This is a genomic window from Hominisplanchenecus sp., assembly GCF_046967715.1.
GTDB lineage: Bacteria > Bacillota > Clostridia > Lachnospirales > Lachnospiraceae > Hominisplanchenecus > Hominisplanchenecus faecis.
In genome coordinates this window covers 1-15008 of sequence record NZ_JBKVNQ010000062.1, presented here as the reverse complement: position 1 = coordinate 15008, position 15008 = coordinate 1, and the positions used below count along the sequence as shown (strand labels likewise).

10 protein-coding genes, 2 tRNA genes and 1 riboswitch are annotated in these 15008 nt (G+C 44.3%); all 12 genes read right to left on the bottom strand.

Annotated features, from left to right (window positions below; genetic code table 11):
* Positions 1–67 precede the first annotated feature (67 nt).
* Positions 68–1360, bottom strand: a complete 1293-nt coding sequence (locus ACLTL4_RS09260; protein ID WP_412320450.1) for an adenylosuccinate synthase — start codon at positions 1358–1360, stop codon at positions 68–70.
* A gap of 237 nt (positions 1361–1597) precedes the next feature.
* Positions 1598–2725: a hypothetical protein gene (locus ACLTL4_RS09255; protein WP_215659034.1), complete on the bottom strand. Its 1128-nt coding sequence runs from the start codon at positions 2723–2725 to the stop codon at positions 1598–1600.
* A 238-nt stretch (positions 2726–2963) separates the two neighbouring features.
* Entirely contained in the window at positions 2964–3731 is a 768-nt protein-coding gene (locus tag ACLTL4_RS09250) for a formate/nitrite transporter family protein (RefSeq protein ID WP_173866693.1), read from the bottom strand.
* A 156-nt stretch (positions 3732–3887) separates the two neighbouring features.
* A complete protein-coding gene (locus tag ACLTL4_RS09245; protein ID WP_022118326.1) occupies positions 3888–5573 on the bottom strand; it encodes a formate--tetrahydrofolate ligase in 1686 nt (561 codons plus the stop codon).
* A gap of 109 nt (positions 5574–5682) precedes the next feature.
* Positions 5683–5774: riboswitch (THF riboswitch) on the bottom strand.
* 124 nt (positions 5775–5898) lie between these two features.
* Positions 5899–5978 (bottom strand) — tRNA-Leu (locus ACLTL4_RS09240).
* Positions 5979–6050: 72 nt separating this feature from the next.
* Entirely contained in the window at positions 6051–7790 is a 1740-nt protein-coding gene (locus tag ACLTL4_RS09235; protein ID WP_173866694.1) for a penicillin-binding Tp47 domain C-containing protein, read from the bottom strand.
* A 112-nt stretch (positions 7791–7902) separates the two neighbouring features.
* Positions 7903–8766 (bottom strand): 4Fe-4S binding protein, encoded by an 864-nt coding sequence (locus ACLTL4_RS09230; RefSeq protein WP_173866695.1) that lies wholly within the window; start codon positions 8764–8766, stop codon positions 7903–7905.
* 3 nt (positions 8767–8769) lie between these two features.
* Positions 8770–9267 (bottom strand): FMN-binding protein, encoded by a 498-nt coding sequence (locus ACLTL4_RS09225; protein ID WP_173866696.1) that lies wholly within the window; start codon positions 9265–9267, stop codon positions 8770–8772.
* An 18-nt stretch (positions 9268–9285) separates the two neighbouring features.
* Complete coding sequence (locus tag ACLTL4_RS09220; RefSeq protein ID WP_412291441.1) at positions 9286–10974, bottom strand: FMN-binding protein; 1689 nt, start codon at positions 10972–10974, stop codon at positions 9286–9288.
* Between the two features lie 34 nt (positions 10975–11008).
* Complete coding sequence (locus ACLTL4_RS09215) at positions 11009–12064, bottom strand: FAD:protein FMN transferase (protein WP_412291442.1); 1056 nt, start codon at positions 12062–12064, stop codon at positions 11009–11011.
* 515 nt (positions 12065–12579) lie between these two features.
* A complete protein-coding gene (locus ACLTL4_RS09210) occupies positions 12580–14610 on the bottom strand; it encodes an aryl-sulfate sulfotransferase (protein WP_412291443.1) in 2031 nt (676 codons plus the stop codon).
* A 206-nt stretch (positions 14611–14816) separates the two neighbouring features.
* Positions 14817–14889 (bottom strand) — tRNA-Lys (locus ACLTL4_RS09205).
* Positions 14890–15008 lie beyond the last annotated feature (119 nt).

Genomic DNA, 15008 nt, shown 5'->3' with positions numbered 1-15008 from the left:
CAAACAGTCTTTTAAAACACTCGGCATTTCAATTCTTTACACCTGCCAGGAAACCACCGACAACTTTTTATTTGGAGAGTTTACTCTCGCGATAGATGATATCATCTCTTCCTGGTCCGTTAGATACCATGGTGATCGGGAATCCGATGTGTTCTTCTACGAACTCGATGTATTTCTTGCAGTTCTCCGGCAGATCTTCGTATTTGCGGATTCCGCGGATATCGCTCTTCCAGCCTGGCAGTTTCTCCAGAACCGGTTTTGCTTTTTCCAGCTGTGCGGTAGTCGGGAAATCGGTGCTAACTTCTCCGTCGATCTCATAACCTGTGCAAACCGGAATCTCATCCAGGTATCCCAGAACATCCAGAACGGTAAATGCTACATCCGTAGCTCCCTGCATACGGCATCCATATTTGGAAGCCACACAGTCAAACCATCCCATACGGCGAGGACGACCTGTGGTTGCTCCGAACTCTCCGCCGTCTCCACCGCGTTTTCTCAGCTCATCTGCTTCTTCTCCAAAGATCTCACTTACGAACGCACCTGCTCCTACTGCACTTGAGTAAGCTTTGCATACCGTCACGATCTTGGTGATCTCATACGGCGGCAGTCCTGCACCGATTGCACCATAAGCTGCCAGTGTGGAAGAGGAGGTAACCATCGGGTAGATTCCGTGATCCGGATCTTTCAGTGTTCCCAGCTGTCCTTCCAGAAGAACCGTTTTGCCTTCTTTCAGTGCATTCCACAGATACAGGGAAGTATTGCATACAAATGGTTTTACCATTTCGCGATATTCCTTCAGTGTTTCCAGAATCTCTTCCGGAACCAGCAGTGGTTTGTGATAGAGATGCTCTAACATGACGTTTTTCTTTTCACATACGTCTTTTAATTTTCCAAGCAGTCTTTCTTCATCAAAAAGCTCATTTACCTGGAAACCGATTTTTGCGTATTTATCTGAATAAAATGGTGCGATACCTGATTTGGTAGATCCGAATGATTTTCCTGCCAGACGTTCTTCCTCATATTTATCAAATAAAATATGATATGGCATTACGATCTGTGCACGATCAGAGATCAGAAGTTTCGGCATCGGAACACCGCGTTCTACGATGCTGTTTAATTCATTTATCAAAACAGGTATATCCAGAGCAACACCATTTCCAATGATGCTTGTCGTATGGCTGTAAAATACACCTGACGGAAGTGTATGCAGTGCAAATTTTCCGTAATTGTTTACGATCGTATGACCTGCATTTGCTCCTCCCTGAAATCTTACGATGATGTCTGCTTTTTCAGCCAGCATATCGGTAATCTTACCTTTACCTTCATCGCCCCAGTTTGCTCCTACAATAGCCTGTACCATATGTGTCTCCTCCTGTGAATAGCTGTCATACTGCATTTTGCAGTATTTCTCCTATTATATGAGAACCAAAATTCTCTTTTTTATTTTTGAATAGTTACAATAACAATCCTTGTCCAGTATACTACAGTTTCCATCGTTCAGTCAACACAGAAACCAACTGTTTTCCGGCATTTTTACAGAAAGAGAAGTACAGAACCTGAAATTACCACGAAACGATTCTGTACTCCATTGCCAGCCTTATAAGTACGGCTGCATATAATTATAAAGGTTCATGTACGTCAGACTGTCGTAGTGCAGTCCGTCTGCGGTATTAAATCCCATCGACTGCAGATACTGATATGTATTGACAAAATTGTTTGGAAACGCCGCCTGCATTTTCTGATTAAACACCGTAATATTGGCCGGTTTTGCATAACCTTTGTAAAGTTTTCTGTTGACTGGATTTACGGACATGATCACAAATTTTGTATTCGGATACACTCTGATCAGCCACTGATAAGAGGCTATGTACTGATCAATATTTCCAAGATCATTGATACCATGATTCAAAATCACGGTCGCTGCCGGATTCTCATTGAGCATTTTCACCAGCTTCGGAAGTGCTTTTGTGCTGTACCAGGAATAACCACTGCCGACTTCCGCCAGATAGTACTCTGTCAGGTTTTCTTCTGTGCGGATCTGAAGAAGTTTATCGTAAGATACACAGCCCATTGCATTACTTAAACCTACCGTTCTGGAGTCCCCGACAAAGATATGCAGTTTGTCAACAGTCGTGGCAGTATTGTCCGCATCGCCTCCTGTGGTGTTGCTCTCGTCCGTCACTTCGGAGGTATCCGGTTCGGTCGCGATCTTGATGGCCGCACCGGTGATTTTATCCAGCTGATACTCTCCTACCGTCTTTCCTTTCTGAAGGACACCTTTGTTATTAAAATAGTAAAGGGTATTTTTGATCGTATGCCATCCGGTCACTCTTGCACCTGTCTTTTTTGCCAGAAAATACCGTTTCCCGGAGATCGTTTTCCATCCGGTGCAGAGTGCCCCTTTGTTCTTGCCGCTCTTGCGAAGATAGTACCAGGAATTTTTATATTTCTTCCAGCCGGTCTGCATATAACCGTTTTTATCAAAATAGTAAATCTTATTGTTGATCTTTTTCCATTTGTTCTTCGGGCACTTGCCGTTTGCATAAATATACTTCCAGCCGCTCCAGTATTTTACAAACCATCCGGTCTGTGCTTCTTTTACTTTCGGAATCAGTGCATAGCCTGTCTCAGCATGAACCTGTTTCCCAGAAAAGCCCCCCAGCATGCATATGCATAAAAATGTTACAACAATCTGCAGGTATTTTCTTTTTCTTTGCTTGCTCATATTTTCCTCCTTACATCTGTTGACGTAACCTTGTTTACTTTAACATATATTACATTTTTTTACAAGTCTGTTACGATTTTTTCTGTATTTTTGAATTTGAAGCCATACTTTGAAACACTCCAGGTTCACAAAAACACTATGCAAGAATTTTGAAAATTTTTTTGACAACAAAAAAGCAGGTATCTTCTTTTTGGAAGGTTACCTGCTCACGTGCGTTCGACTTGAATTTTCTGTTATTTTAATCCTTTTTCTGGATCAGATAATATGGCAATGCCACAAACAGAATACCGCCCAGCATATTGCCGGCTGTGACGATCAGAAGATTGTAAAGCACTCCCCCGATCGTGATAGCTGTACCCGGATCTAACAGACCAATCGTAAAAAAGGTCATATTGGCAACGCTGTGCTCATATCCGCTGGTAACAAAGGTCATCACACCCAAGATCGCCATCATGATCTTGCCAGTCTCTGTTTTCATTTTGATGCTGCACCACACCGCAAGACATACACAGATATTACAGAAGATCGCTTTTGCAAAAAGCTCCATCGGAGCTGCGGAGACTTTCGCCACTGCCGCATTTCTCAAGAACGTTCCAACTTCCTGTCCGTTCATCAGTCCGGTCATCATAAAGATTCCGGCTGTCACAACAGAACCGAGCAGATTTCCCAGATAGCAGACGATCCACACTTTGATCGTTTTCCCCCAGGAAACTTCTCCTTTTATAGATGCTGCACTCATTGTAAAATTATTTCCGGTAAACAGTTCCGCACCTGCCATAAACACAAAATTTAATCCTACTGCAAAAACAAGTCCGTTCAGCAATTTCGTTGCCGGACTTCCCGCTGCATTGAAATATCCTCCCACAACGCCCATCAGCACGCAGCCCAGTCCGACAAACATTCCTGCCAGGAAAGCAGCTGCCACATATCCAAGCGGATTCTTTTCCAGAAATTCCACTTTTTTCTTTGCAGCACCACAAACTGCCTGATACTCTTCTCGAAACATATACGCACCTCGCTTTTTCTTCTTATATTTACATTGAAAAGATGCCAGAGTCAAAAGGCTGGTATACCCATTGAACCCTGGCATCTGCTTGCTGGGAATCTTTCATCCCTGTCTTATGAAAAAATGCATATGACCTTTGCGATCATTTTGTTTTGATCAGAACAGTCCGGAAATCTTTCCTGTCTCATCTACGTCGATTCTCTCAGCCGCCGGAACTTTCGGCAGTCCAGGCATGGTCATAATATCACCGGTCAGTGCTACGATGAATCCTGCACCTGCGGAGATCTTCAGGTTACGAACAGTAATCTCAAAATCTTTCGGAGCACCCAGTTTTGTCTGGTCATCCGTTAAGCTATACTGTGTTTTTGCCATACAGATCGGGCAGTTGCCAAATCCCATATCTTCGAGCTGTTTTGCCTGTTTCTTTGCATTTGCTGTCAGGACAACTCTGCTTCCGCCGTAGATCTTCTGAACGATCTCATTCAGTTTATCTTCGATAGAACCTTCCAGTTCGTATGCATAAGTAAAGTCGTTTGGCTGATCACACAGACGGATCACTTCTTCTGCCAGAGCGATTCCGCCTTCGCCGCCTTTTGCCCATACTTCAGAGAGAACAACATTTACGCCCAGTTCTTTACATTTCTCTTCAACCAGTTTCAGTTCTGCTTCTGTATCGGTCGGGAATGCATTGATTGCAACAACGCAAGGCAGTTTGTATACGTTTGTGATATTGCTTACATGTTTCAGCAGGTTTGGCATACCTTTTTCCAGAGCTTCCAGATTTTCGTTGTTCAGGTCTGCTTTTGCAACGCCGCCGTTGTATTTCAGTGCACGAACGGTTGCTACGATAACAACTGCGTTTGGTTTCAGACCTGCCATACGGCACTTGATATCCAGGAATTTCTCAGCACCTAAGTCAGCACCGAATCCGGCTTCTGTGATGGTGTAATCAGCCAGTTTCAGACACATCTTGGTTGCTGTTACGGAGTTACATCCATGAGCAATGTTTGCGAACGGACCGCCGTGTACGATTGCCGGTGTTTTCTCCAGTGTCTGTACCAGGTTTGGTTTCAGTGCATCTTTCAGAAGAGCTGCCATAGCTCCCTGTGCATTCAGGTCACCTGCGGTAACCGGTTTCTGCTCTGCGATCTTTCCGTATGTATAGCCAATGATGATTTTAGACAGTCTTTCTTTCAGGTCTGTGATATCACGTGCCAGACACAGAACTGCCATGATCTCAGAAGCAACGGTGATGTCATAACCATCTTCTCTTGGCATTCCGTTTGTCTTTCCGCCAAGTCCGTCTACTACGTTTCTCAGCTGACGGTCGTTCATATCCACGCATCTCTTCCATGTGATCTTTCTCGGGTCAATGTTCAGTGCGTTGCCCTGGAAAATGTGGTTGTCGATCATGGCTGCCAGCAGGTTGTTTGCTGCACCGATCGCATGGAAGTCACCTGTGAAGTGGAGGTTGATATCTTCCATCGGAACTACCTGAGCATATCCGCCGCCGGCTGCTCCGCCTTTTACACCGAATACAGGTCCAAGTGACGGCTCACGAAGAGCTACCATAACTTTTTTACCAAGTCTTGACATTCCGTCTGCCAGACCTACAGATGTGGTTGTCTTTCCTTCTCCTGCCGGAGTCGGGTTGATTGCGGTAACCAGGATCAGCTTGCCGTCTTCGCCTTCTTTTTCTCTTAACAGATTGTAGTCAATTTTTGCTTTATAATTGCCGTACTGCTCCAGATATTTACGGTCAATACCTGCTTTGTCTGCAATTTCTGTGATTGGAGCCATCGTTGTCTCCTGTGCAATTTCAATGTCTGATTTGAATCCCATGATGTTCATTACTCCTTTCTTTATTAACCGCTTTTTGCGGTAATTAGCTGTTTTTGGGTAAAAAAATGCCGCACAAAAATAAAGGATAAAATATCCTGGTTCTTTGTGCAGTAGCGGAAGCGAGACCGTAACGCGGTATAACCTTCGTTCGTCGGAAGCCTCCCCCTCCAACGACACTTTACGTACGATATCTACTCTACTTATATGTAAAGCTTCTGAAAACTCTAAAAAAATCCAAAGCTTTTTTGTATATATTTACTATATCTCAACTGTCTGAAATTGTCAAGCAGATGAATAGAAAAAATTGTCTCTTTTCTGTAAAGAATGCGGCCAGTGAGACTCGAACTCACACGGTTGCCCACTGGCACCTAAAACCAGCGCGTCTGCCAATTCCGCCATGACCGCATGCTGTTTTATTATACAAAAGCAGGCACACCCTGTCAAGTGTGCCCGCCCGAAAAATCTGAAAACTTACGCTTATTTTTTGATTTTAACGCTCTTTACTGCTGAAAACTGACCAAGTGCTTTTTTGCCGTTTACTTTTTTGTAAGCTTTGATTTTATAGTAGTATGTTTTTCCTTTTTTCAGATTTTTGTTGGTAAAGGTAACCGTCTTTCCTTTGTTGATGGTTTTTACTGCTGCGTATTTTCCGTTTTTCTTTGTTGCACGGTATACAACATAACCATCTGCATTTTTAACCTTTTTCCATTTCAGGACTGCTTTTCTGCCTTTTGTGTTCTTGACAGAGTTCAGTTTTACTTTTGCTTTGTAAGCAGTCTGTGTCTGGTTGTTCTTATCATTGTTGATATCTGTTTTTGTTTCCGGTGTCTTTGTCTCGGTTTCTTTCTGTACTTTTACCAGATCTTTGATCGCATTCTGCAGATGAGCGATCGCTTCGTTTACTGTTGCCTGTGTATGCGGTGTTTTCAGCTCATCTTCTGCTTCTGCCAGCTCTGTCTCAAAAGATGCCCAGCTAGAAGCGGTGTAGTCTGCTTTTACCAGTTTCTTTGCTTCGTCTACCACTTTCTGCAGTTCTGTGGTATCTACTTTCTCATCACCTTTATTGTCAGATACGATGTTCTCAGATGTTGCCTGTACTTCAAAGGTATAATCCTGATATCCCAGTGCATATACAGTTACTTTCCAGTATCCGGTTCCGTCGGTTCCTTCCGGCAGCTGGCAGCGAAGGGATTTCGTCAGTCCAAGCTGAACACCCATGGATTTGTGCATCCAGTTGTCTGCTGCAAATTTTGTTCCGTAGGTTGCCAGTTTGTTTGTGTAAGTGCTGTCATTTCCATAGTAGTCCCAGCGAACTGTCTGCATATTTGCACCCAGATCACCATAAGCATCTCCTGTCAGGTCAACACGGATAAATGCACCGTAAGTCTCAGCATCATCTGCGGAACGTACCGTCTTTACAATCTTTGTCTCATCGACTGTTTTCTGTGCTTCATTTTTGATACCGGAATTGCTTCCTGTCTTTCTTGCCGCAAAAGAATAGGTTCCGTCTGCATTTTTTGTTGCAACTTTCAGACCATTGGTATCTGCAGTTACTTCTGCTGTCTTTGTATATGCTTTCAGTGCTTTCTCCGTATATCCGCCTTCGATTGCAGATGCATCTTCTGTTACGCTGTATTTCTTGCAGAAATCTGCATAATCTTCTGTTTTGACTGCAACCGGTACATATTTGATTCCTTTTACTTCATAATCCTCCATGGTTGCCGTTTTTGTCTCACCGTTTTCGGTGTAGGTGATCGTACCTTTATCAAACTGGATCTTGTTTCCGTCTGTCAGGACTGCATAGACAACTCTTTTCGTAGTATCCTGTCCATTTTCATCCTTTGCCGACACTTCTTCGGATGTCCAGTAAGAGATTTCATATGCTTTTCCATCGGTATCACGGATCACAGCATCACACTGGAAACTTCCGCGGTGCAGTCCGTGGTTTTTCGTTGCACGCGTTACAACGTCAAATGCACCTTTATCATATTCTCCTCTGGCATCCGCTTCTTCGGAGGAAGATTTCAGTGTACTTCCGCTTGCCAGATAAACATTTTCATTCTGCCAGTACTCTGCCCAGTCCAGACTTGCATAAACGTATTTGTAATCTGAATCTGCTGCATTGACCGGTGCTGCTGTCGGGCAGATACCGAGCATCATTGCTGCTGCGACTGCGATTGCCAGTGACTTTTTCATGTTGATGGTTCTTTTTTTCATGAGTATTCCTCCTCGAATAATAATTAGTTTGTTTTATTAAAAATTAGCATTCGCTAACCAATAACCTTAAAAATAGTTCCGCCCGGCATAAAAGAAGGCTACTCCCTTTTGCCTATGCCAGATGGAACAGGTAAAGCACGCCAAGCAGCAGCAATGCTCTGAAAACCGTAAACCACACTTCATTGCCGCGAAGTTTCGGCACTCTCGTATGGATATTTCCTTTCGGGCAGATGTCCACGCACTTCTGACACTGGAAACATTCTCCCGGCGTCTCGATCAAACCGCTCTTTGGAAGTCCCAGTTCTGCCGGACAGTTTTTCGTGCATGCCCTGCATCCTTTGATGCAGTTTTCACGGTCTCTTGCCAGTGTCAGGAACGGCAGTGCCGGAAGCAGGGAAAAGACTGCACCCATCGGACAGAAAAAACGGCAGAAAAAGCGTTCCTGCACACACATGCCGATCATCAGAATGGTCAGCAGTACAATCCCGATGGCATATCCGCCAAGTTTGAAGTTTCCGGCACGGATCATGGAAAAAACTTCCCACGGACTGGTGCCCTTTGTTTTTGCATAAACGCCTGCATAACATAACAGGCTGATCATAGCCAGCACGATGTATTTCAGCAAATATAAATACTTTGTGATCTTCTCTGAAATACGGTACGGTTTTTTCCTGATTTTTTTACAGATCCACAGATAAATACCATGCAGTGCATCTCCGAAACTTCCGAATGCACAGGCAAATCCGCAGAAAAACCGACCGAACAGAATGGTATAAAGGCAGAGGACGCACAGAGCTGTGACAAAACTTGTCATGCCGATCGCATCTCCTTTGCCAATCTGCGTAAACAGATATTTTACACCGGAAAATGCAGCTGTAAAAGCGGATGGTACCAGCAGAAAGAAGATCAGCTGTATGGTAGCTCTTACATAGCGATGTACTTGTTTTTGCTTTTTTCTGTCAAGTTTCTTGTTCATTTCTTATTCCGCCTTTTCAAGTGCCTGTATAACTGCTTCCCGGATTCCGGTTGAACTGAAGGTCGCTCCGCTGATAGTATCCACGTCCGCCGACTGTGCATCTACGATATCCTCGATGATATCCTTTGCCATTTCAAGGTATGCACTGTCCTCTTTTTGTGCTTCTTTGACTTCAATGCACGTGATTTCTCCGTTCTCGATCGTCACTTCCACAACGACCTTGCCGCCAAATCCCTGACCTTCCCCTTCGTAAGTGCCGTCCTTCCAGCCTCCGTCTGTATTCTTGGCATCTTCACCTTTTAAAGCCTCTGCCGCTGTATTTTCTGTTTTCTTTGCCTGCTGTTCCTTTAAAGCTGAAACGGTCATCTTGCTGCCCTCCAGCTCTGCGGTCAGCCTGGCGATCTCATCTCGCTGCTCCCGCATTGCAAGCACGGTATTGTAACCGCCGATTAGAAACAGTAGCAGCACAAGGCTGCACATTTTTATCCAGAATTTTTTCATCAGAATCTTCCTTACTTTTTACTCACTTTGTTGCACGATCTTTGCACTCTCAAGTGCCTGTCTGCAGGCTTCTAAAAGGGCATTGGATGAACAGGTCGCACCGGATACCACATCGATCTCGTCCAGGCTGTTCTTTGCCAGAACCTGTGCTACCACTCCCTGTGCTTTTCTTGTGCCTTCTGCCGCCCTCTTTATATAAAGAGCATCTGCAGCCACATAACCTGCTCCGCTTCCGGCAACGTTTGTGATCGCTGTGATCTTGTCATCTTTGATCGTGACGGTCGCAGTCAGTGTATAATCGTCAAACGCTCCTCCGCCAGAGGAAGTGCAGGTTGCCGAAGCGGTATAATCTCCGTCGGCATACACTCTTTCTTTTTCACTCTCCGATGAAGATTCACTTTCTGAGGGTTTCTCGGTTTCTGCTGGCTTCTGCGTCTCGGTTTCTGCCGGCTTTTCGGTTTCTTTCCCGTTAGTTGCCTCTTTTGCATGATTCAGGGCATCTTTGATCGCTTCCAGGATTCCCTTCGAGCTGTAAGTTGCTCCCGACACGGTATCTATTTTCCTGGTACTCTGTTTTTTTACAATCTGGTCTGCCACTGCTTTTGCCTTTTTGACAAATTCTTCCCCGTCTCCGTCTGTCTCTGTCACCAGGATTGAGGTGACTGTCTTATTCTGGATGACCACTGCAACGGTGATATCTCCCATATATCCTTCCCCGGTTCCATAGTAGATACCATCTTTATATGGAAACTTTCCAGTCACCTGTGGAGTGACAGTTCCGGATGTATCGTTATTCTTTTTCTCGGTTTCTTTCTTATTGTCCCCGGTTGTCTTTGTCATTTTTGCCTGATCTACAGCATTTCGGATCGCCTCGATCAGACCGGCCGAACTGTAAGTTGCCCCGGACACGCCGTCTACGTTGGTGCTCTGTTTTTCGATCACCGTGCTGATCAGTGCGGATGCCTTCTGCATATAGCTGCTTCCGTCCTGATGTTCCACGATCTCAATACTTTTGATCTTGTTATCTTTGATCACAACTTTTACTTTCACCGTTCCGCCAAATCCGGTTCCGGTGCCATAGTAAGTGCCGTCTTTGCAGGTCTGATCTTTGTCCTCCGCCACCTGCGTGATCTTTCCACTTCCGGCTGCTGCCGATGCCCCGCCTGTGCCGCCCGCTGCCGGTGAAGTACTGGTATCCTTCTCTCCGGTCAATGCATTTTTCACGGCACTTATAATGCCTCTGGAGCTATAGGTCGCACCGGATACCACATCCACATCCGTCTTCTGCCCGGAGAGGATCTTATCGATCACGCCCTTCGCTCTTCCAAAAAAAGCCGCATCTTCTCCTTCGGCACTCACGACATTGATTTCTGTGATCGTCTTGTCTTTTATTACGACCGAAACTTTAATCGTTCCGCCAAATCCCTGACCTTCCCCGGTATAAGTTCCATCTTCCAGATCAAAGTTTCCTTTTGCCGCTTTCTTTTTGCTTTCTGTTTTTGTGGCTTTTTTTGTTTTTTTCTTTATTTTGGACGTTTGCTGTCCTTTTTCTTCTGTGCTTTGTGTTGTTTCTTCCTGGAGTGTGATTTCTTCTGCTTTGGCTTCGTAAGTGGCCGGCGTATATCCCGCTAATGTTTTTCCCATGCATCCGGCCAGTACAATAACCGCCAGCATCGGTGCAAACGCTGATAATTTTTTCCAGTTCATCTTACCGCTCCTCCAGTCTTATGATTCTTGTCTTTTATTGCTTTGTTATGATTTCTGTCTTTTTTACCGCATCATCCGGTGTAAACTGATCCGCAATGTTCTCTGTCACCGATACGGTTCCGTCTTTTTCTACCAGAATCGCATCAAATTCTTCGCTGTGTGCCCGCCAGTATGCCACTGCTTTTTCTTTTCCCATCACAAAAAGTGACGTAGACAGACCATCTGCCAGCGTTCCGTCCGCACTGATGATCGTCACAGATGTCAGTCCACTGTCTGCCGGATATCCTGTTTTCGGATCCAGTATATGCTGATAGGTCTTGCCGTCCTGTTCAAAATAGCGTTCATAACCGCCGGACGTGATCACCGCACGATCCTGTGTCTCAAGGACACCAAGATAATTTTCCGTATCTTCTGGATTCTGAACGGCAACTCTCCATTTGCTTCCATCTGTTTTGATTCCAAGTACCTGTACGTTTCCGCCAAGGCTTACCATTCCGCTTGTGATGCCATGTTCACGGAAAATATCCATGATCCTTCCGGAAGTATAGCCCTTTGCGATTCCTCCGAAATCAATCTCCATTCCATCCTGTTCAAAGCTGACGGTCTGATCTTTCTCATTAAAATCAATTTTTGAAGAATCCGCCAGAGGCAGTAGTTTCTGCAGTGTTTCCTTATCCGGAACTTTATAATTGCCGTCTGTAAAGCCCCATTCCTGCATCAGTGGGTAAATACCGATCTCAAAACAGCCATCCGTACTTTTCCAGATCTCAAGTGCACGCTCAAGAAGATAAGAAGTATCTTCCGAAATGCTTCCTCCTCCATTCTGGTTCAGCTTATAGATCTCACTGTCCGTCTCTCCTGTCGAAAGCAGTGCATCCAGTCGCTCAATCTCTGCAATTGCATCCGAAACTGCACTTTCTGCATCTGCCCCATATGCAGTCACAGACATGTAAGTGTCCATCGCAAAAATATCCTGGCTCGCTGATTCTTCTGTGCCCTCTGTCTGCTCTGTTTTCTGCTGCTGTCCGCATCCTGCAGCCATTATACCGATCAGGATCACCATCAAAATTGCTGTGATCTTTTTTTTCATAAAATTTACCTACCCTTTCTTTATTCGTTCAAGCAAATTAATGTTAGCTATTTCTAACTGTATCATCCTAGCATTACTGTTTTTTTGTGTCAATATTTTTCTTCTTATCAATCAATTTTTCTCATCAAGTTACGGCGGAGGTTTTGTAAATGTACAAAGGAAGGTTATAGAAACTGTGTTATGAATACAGAACGCCATAATGCTTCGAAAACAATCTCACGACGGAAGCCTCACTACCGTCAGTACGATTTGTTTTCGAAGCATTACGGCTGTTCTACTGCATGCCACTATCTTCCATAAATACTTTTGCTTTGCACATTTTCAAATGCTCCAGGCCTGCCCGGGGTCGCCTAAGCGGAATGTCACAAATTAATAATAAACCAAAAAAGGCAGAGGCATAGTGGCATAAGAATATGTCATGTGCTCTGTCTTTTATGTTTGGCATGCAAAAATTTTTCGCTTAAGTGACCCCTGGCTGGCCAGGAGCTTTTGGCAATGTGCAAAACCCTCCGCCTTTATTTTATCGTGATCGTCTGTGCCGTATCATAATATCCATCCTGATAAACACAGTAGATCTGATAGGTTCCTTTTTCCACTGTTGTAAGCGGGATCGGAATGCTCTCTGTACGCAGAAGATAGTCTTCTTCTCTGAGCTTCAGGAATGACTGATCATAAACATAGGATTTGTTCTCTCCTTTGAAAATAATCTGGGATACCTGACGGTTCCGCATTTCTGCAAACAGGATCCCTGCAGTCAGTTTAAAATTCAGTCCTTCGCTCAGCTGCTGCGTCGGCTCTTTGATTTTGGCAGTGGTTTCTGCCAGTGGGCGAAGCGTTCCTTTGATATAATTTTCAGGCTGCTGCATCGCTTCTGACATTGTCTCATAATTTGCTTTCAGTTCAATTGCACGGTAATAATTCTTGTTGATGTAATACTGATTGAGGATTTCACCGCTCTCATAATCAAACTCATAAGTCATACCTGTTTTGGCAGTGCCGCTTTTTACCGTTCCGCACATTCCAAAGATATGACCGCTGTCTGCATCGTAAATGGTATTCGATGTAACGTTTGCTTTCACAACCTTAAGCTTTTTCAGAAGTGAGACTGTCTTCTCTTTTTCGTTCACTGCATAAACCGTTACAAACGATCCTTTTTCATGATCATAATAATCTGCTTCCGGGTTACGATGGTTGTCAAACATCGTGATCTCTACCGTATCCGAATTGCCGTCCAGATCCGTATCAATCTGATAAACGGTATGCTGTCTGTAATGCCACAGAAAATCTGAATCCGGTGTAAGCACATATTTCTCGTATTTCGTTCCTTTAAAGACTTCCGGATTTGCCAGAATCCAGACGATTTCATGTGTGGTCCAGTTTAATTTCACACCGGAATTTAAGTTTCGCGGACTGATCAGAATGGTATCATCCTCTGCCTGATAGGAAACGGTATTTAAATGTGCCCAGTCAATCACGTCTTCGGTATAATCATTTCCAAAAAGCTCCGTCATCTCCAGACTGTTGACAATCTCCCCACTCTTACGGTCAAGCTCAATGATCTTGTCATCCACATGATCCTGCAAAGTACTTGTCAGGATCAGAAGATTCCCATCTGGTTCCTTTTCAATGATCTCATGGTGCGTTCCATGTGGGACAAGGTACATCTGAACAGCACGTCCAAGATAATCCATTTCATAAAAAGCAGCAGGGAAAGATTTCGTCACAGAAGAAACGTATCCGTAATTGTCCTGCATGATATAATTTCCATTCGAAAGCTGGAACACACCGTAAGTGGATGTTCTGTGGTTCAGATACCAGCGAATATCTCCGTTTACATCATAAGCGAACGGATAATACACGCCCTGACCGGAAATAATCGTAAGACCATAGGCAGATTCTCCGGAACTTTTTTCAACCGATACCATGTCATCCATCTCTTCCGGCAGTCCGTCAGTCTGAACTTTCAGTTCCATCTCTTTAATCGTCTGATCGTTGTCATCTAAAAGTTCCAGTTTTACCGAATTCTCCGTTTTCGGGTAAAGACCGATGATCGGTACCCGATGTCCTTTTGCTTTCACAGTCACACCGGTGATATCTGCTTCTTTTGTCTTTCCTTTTACAGTAACCCGGACACGGTATTCCTCATCTGTCTGAAATACTGCAACACCGGTCAGCGGTGAGATTTGGTAAGGATCCATGATCACTTCCGGCTCTTCAAAGGTATATGCACCGGACTGGACTTCCGCCTCGATCTGCTGGTCGATCTGCCAGGAGGTATCAACCATACTGGATTCTTTTGTGATCGTCGTGTCAATTTTGTCTGCATAGGAATCCTCCATCTGGAAAGAGGTTTCTTCATTCAAATTTTCTTTTACCTTTACTTCCTGTCCGTAATATCCATAAACATCACCTGTTAATGGAATCTGCTTATCCAGCATACGATACAGCGTATTGCGGATTCCGATCCGTTTCCAGTATCCAAGACCTGCTGCCACAACAACCAGAACAGTCAGTCCAAGAAACATCCATTTCTTTTTCGCTTTCATACTTTTAAATTCCCCTTCTTAAGAAAATATTAAGTTATCACACTGGCACTTATGATAAAAAACAAATGTGAGAAAAATTTGATACTGTAACTCTTTTTTTGCAGATACAGTATCACTTTTTGCCCGCTTTCTCGCTCCGCACCAATGTCTCTGACATTTCCTCGTTACTGCAACAAAAAAAGATGCATTTCCATGCATCTTTCTCATGAGACATCGGGGATTCGAACCCCGGACAACTTGATTAAAAGTCAAGTGCTCTACCAACTGAGCTAATATCCCATATTTTGTTCTGAACTATACGAGCGAAAGCATCGGCACTTTTTGTCCAGCCGGCTTACGCTAGCTGGGCTAGCTGGATTCGAACCAGCGAATGCAGCAGTCAAAGTGCTGTGCCTTAC

Bases quoted from the DNA above. Each gene is read 5' to 3' on its own strand.
- ACLTL4_RS09230 (WP_173866695.1), bottom strand. From the start codon at position 8,766: ATGAACAAGAAACTTGACAGAAAAAAGCAAAAACAAGTACATCGCTAT.
- ACLTL4_RS09260 (WP_412320450.1), bottom strand. From the start codon at position 1,360: ATGGTACAGGCTATTGTAGGAGCAAACTGGGGCGATGAAGGTAAAGGT.
- ACLTL4_RS09235 (WP_173866694.1), bottom strand. From the start codon at position 7,790: ATGAAAAAAAGAACCATCAACATGAAAAAGTCACTGGCAATCGCAGTC.
- ACLTL4_RS09245 (WP_022118326.1), bottom strand. From the start codon at position 5,573: ATGGGATTCAAATCAGACATTGAAATTGCACAGGAGACAACGATGGCT.
- ACLTL4_RS09215 (WP_412291442.1), bottom strand. From the start codon at position 12,064: ATGAAAAAAAAGATCACAGCAATTTTGATGGTGATCCTGATCGGTATA.
- ACLTL4_RS09250 (WP_173866693.1), bottom strand. From the start codon at position 3,731: ATGTTTCGAGAAGAGTATCAGGCAGTTTGTGGTGCTGCAAAGAAAAAA.
- ACLTL4_RS09210 (WP_412291443.1), bottom strand. From the start codon at position 14,610: ATGAAAGCGAAAAAGAAATGGATGTTTCTTGGACTGACTGTTCTGGTT.
- ACLTL4_RS09255 (WP_215659034.1), bottom strand. From the start codon at position 2,725: ATGAGCAAGCAAAGAAAAAGAAAATACCTGCAGATTGTTGTAACATTT.
- ACLTL4_RS09225 (WP_173866696.1), bottom strand. From the start codon at position 9,267: ATGAAAAAATTCTGGATAAAAATGTGCAGCCTTGTGCTGCTACTGTTT.
- ACLTL4_RS09220 (WP_412291441.1), bottom strand. From the start codon at position 10,974: ATGAACTGGAAAAAATTATCAGCGTTTGCACCGATGCTGGCGGTTATT.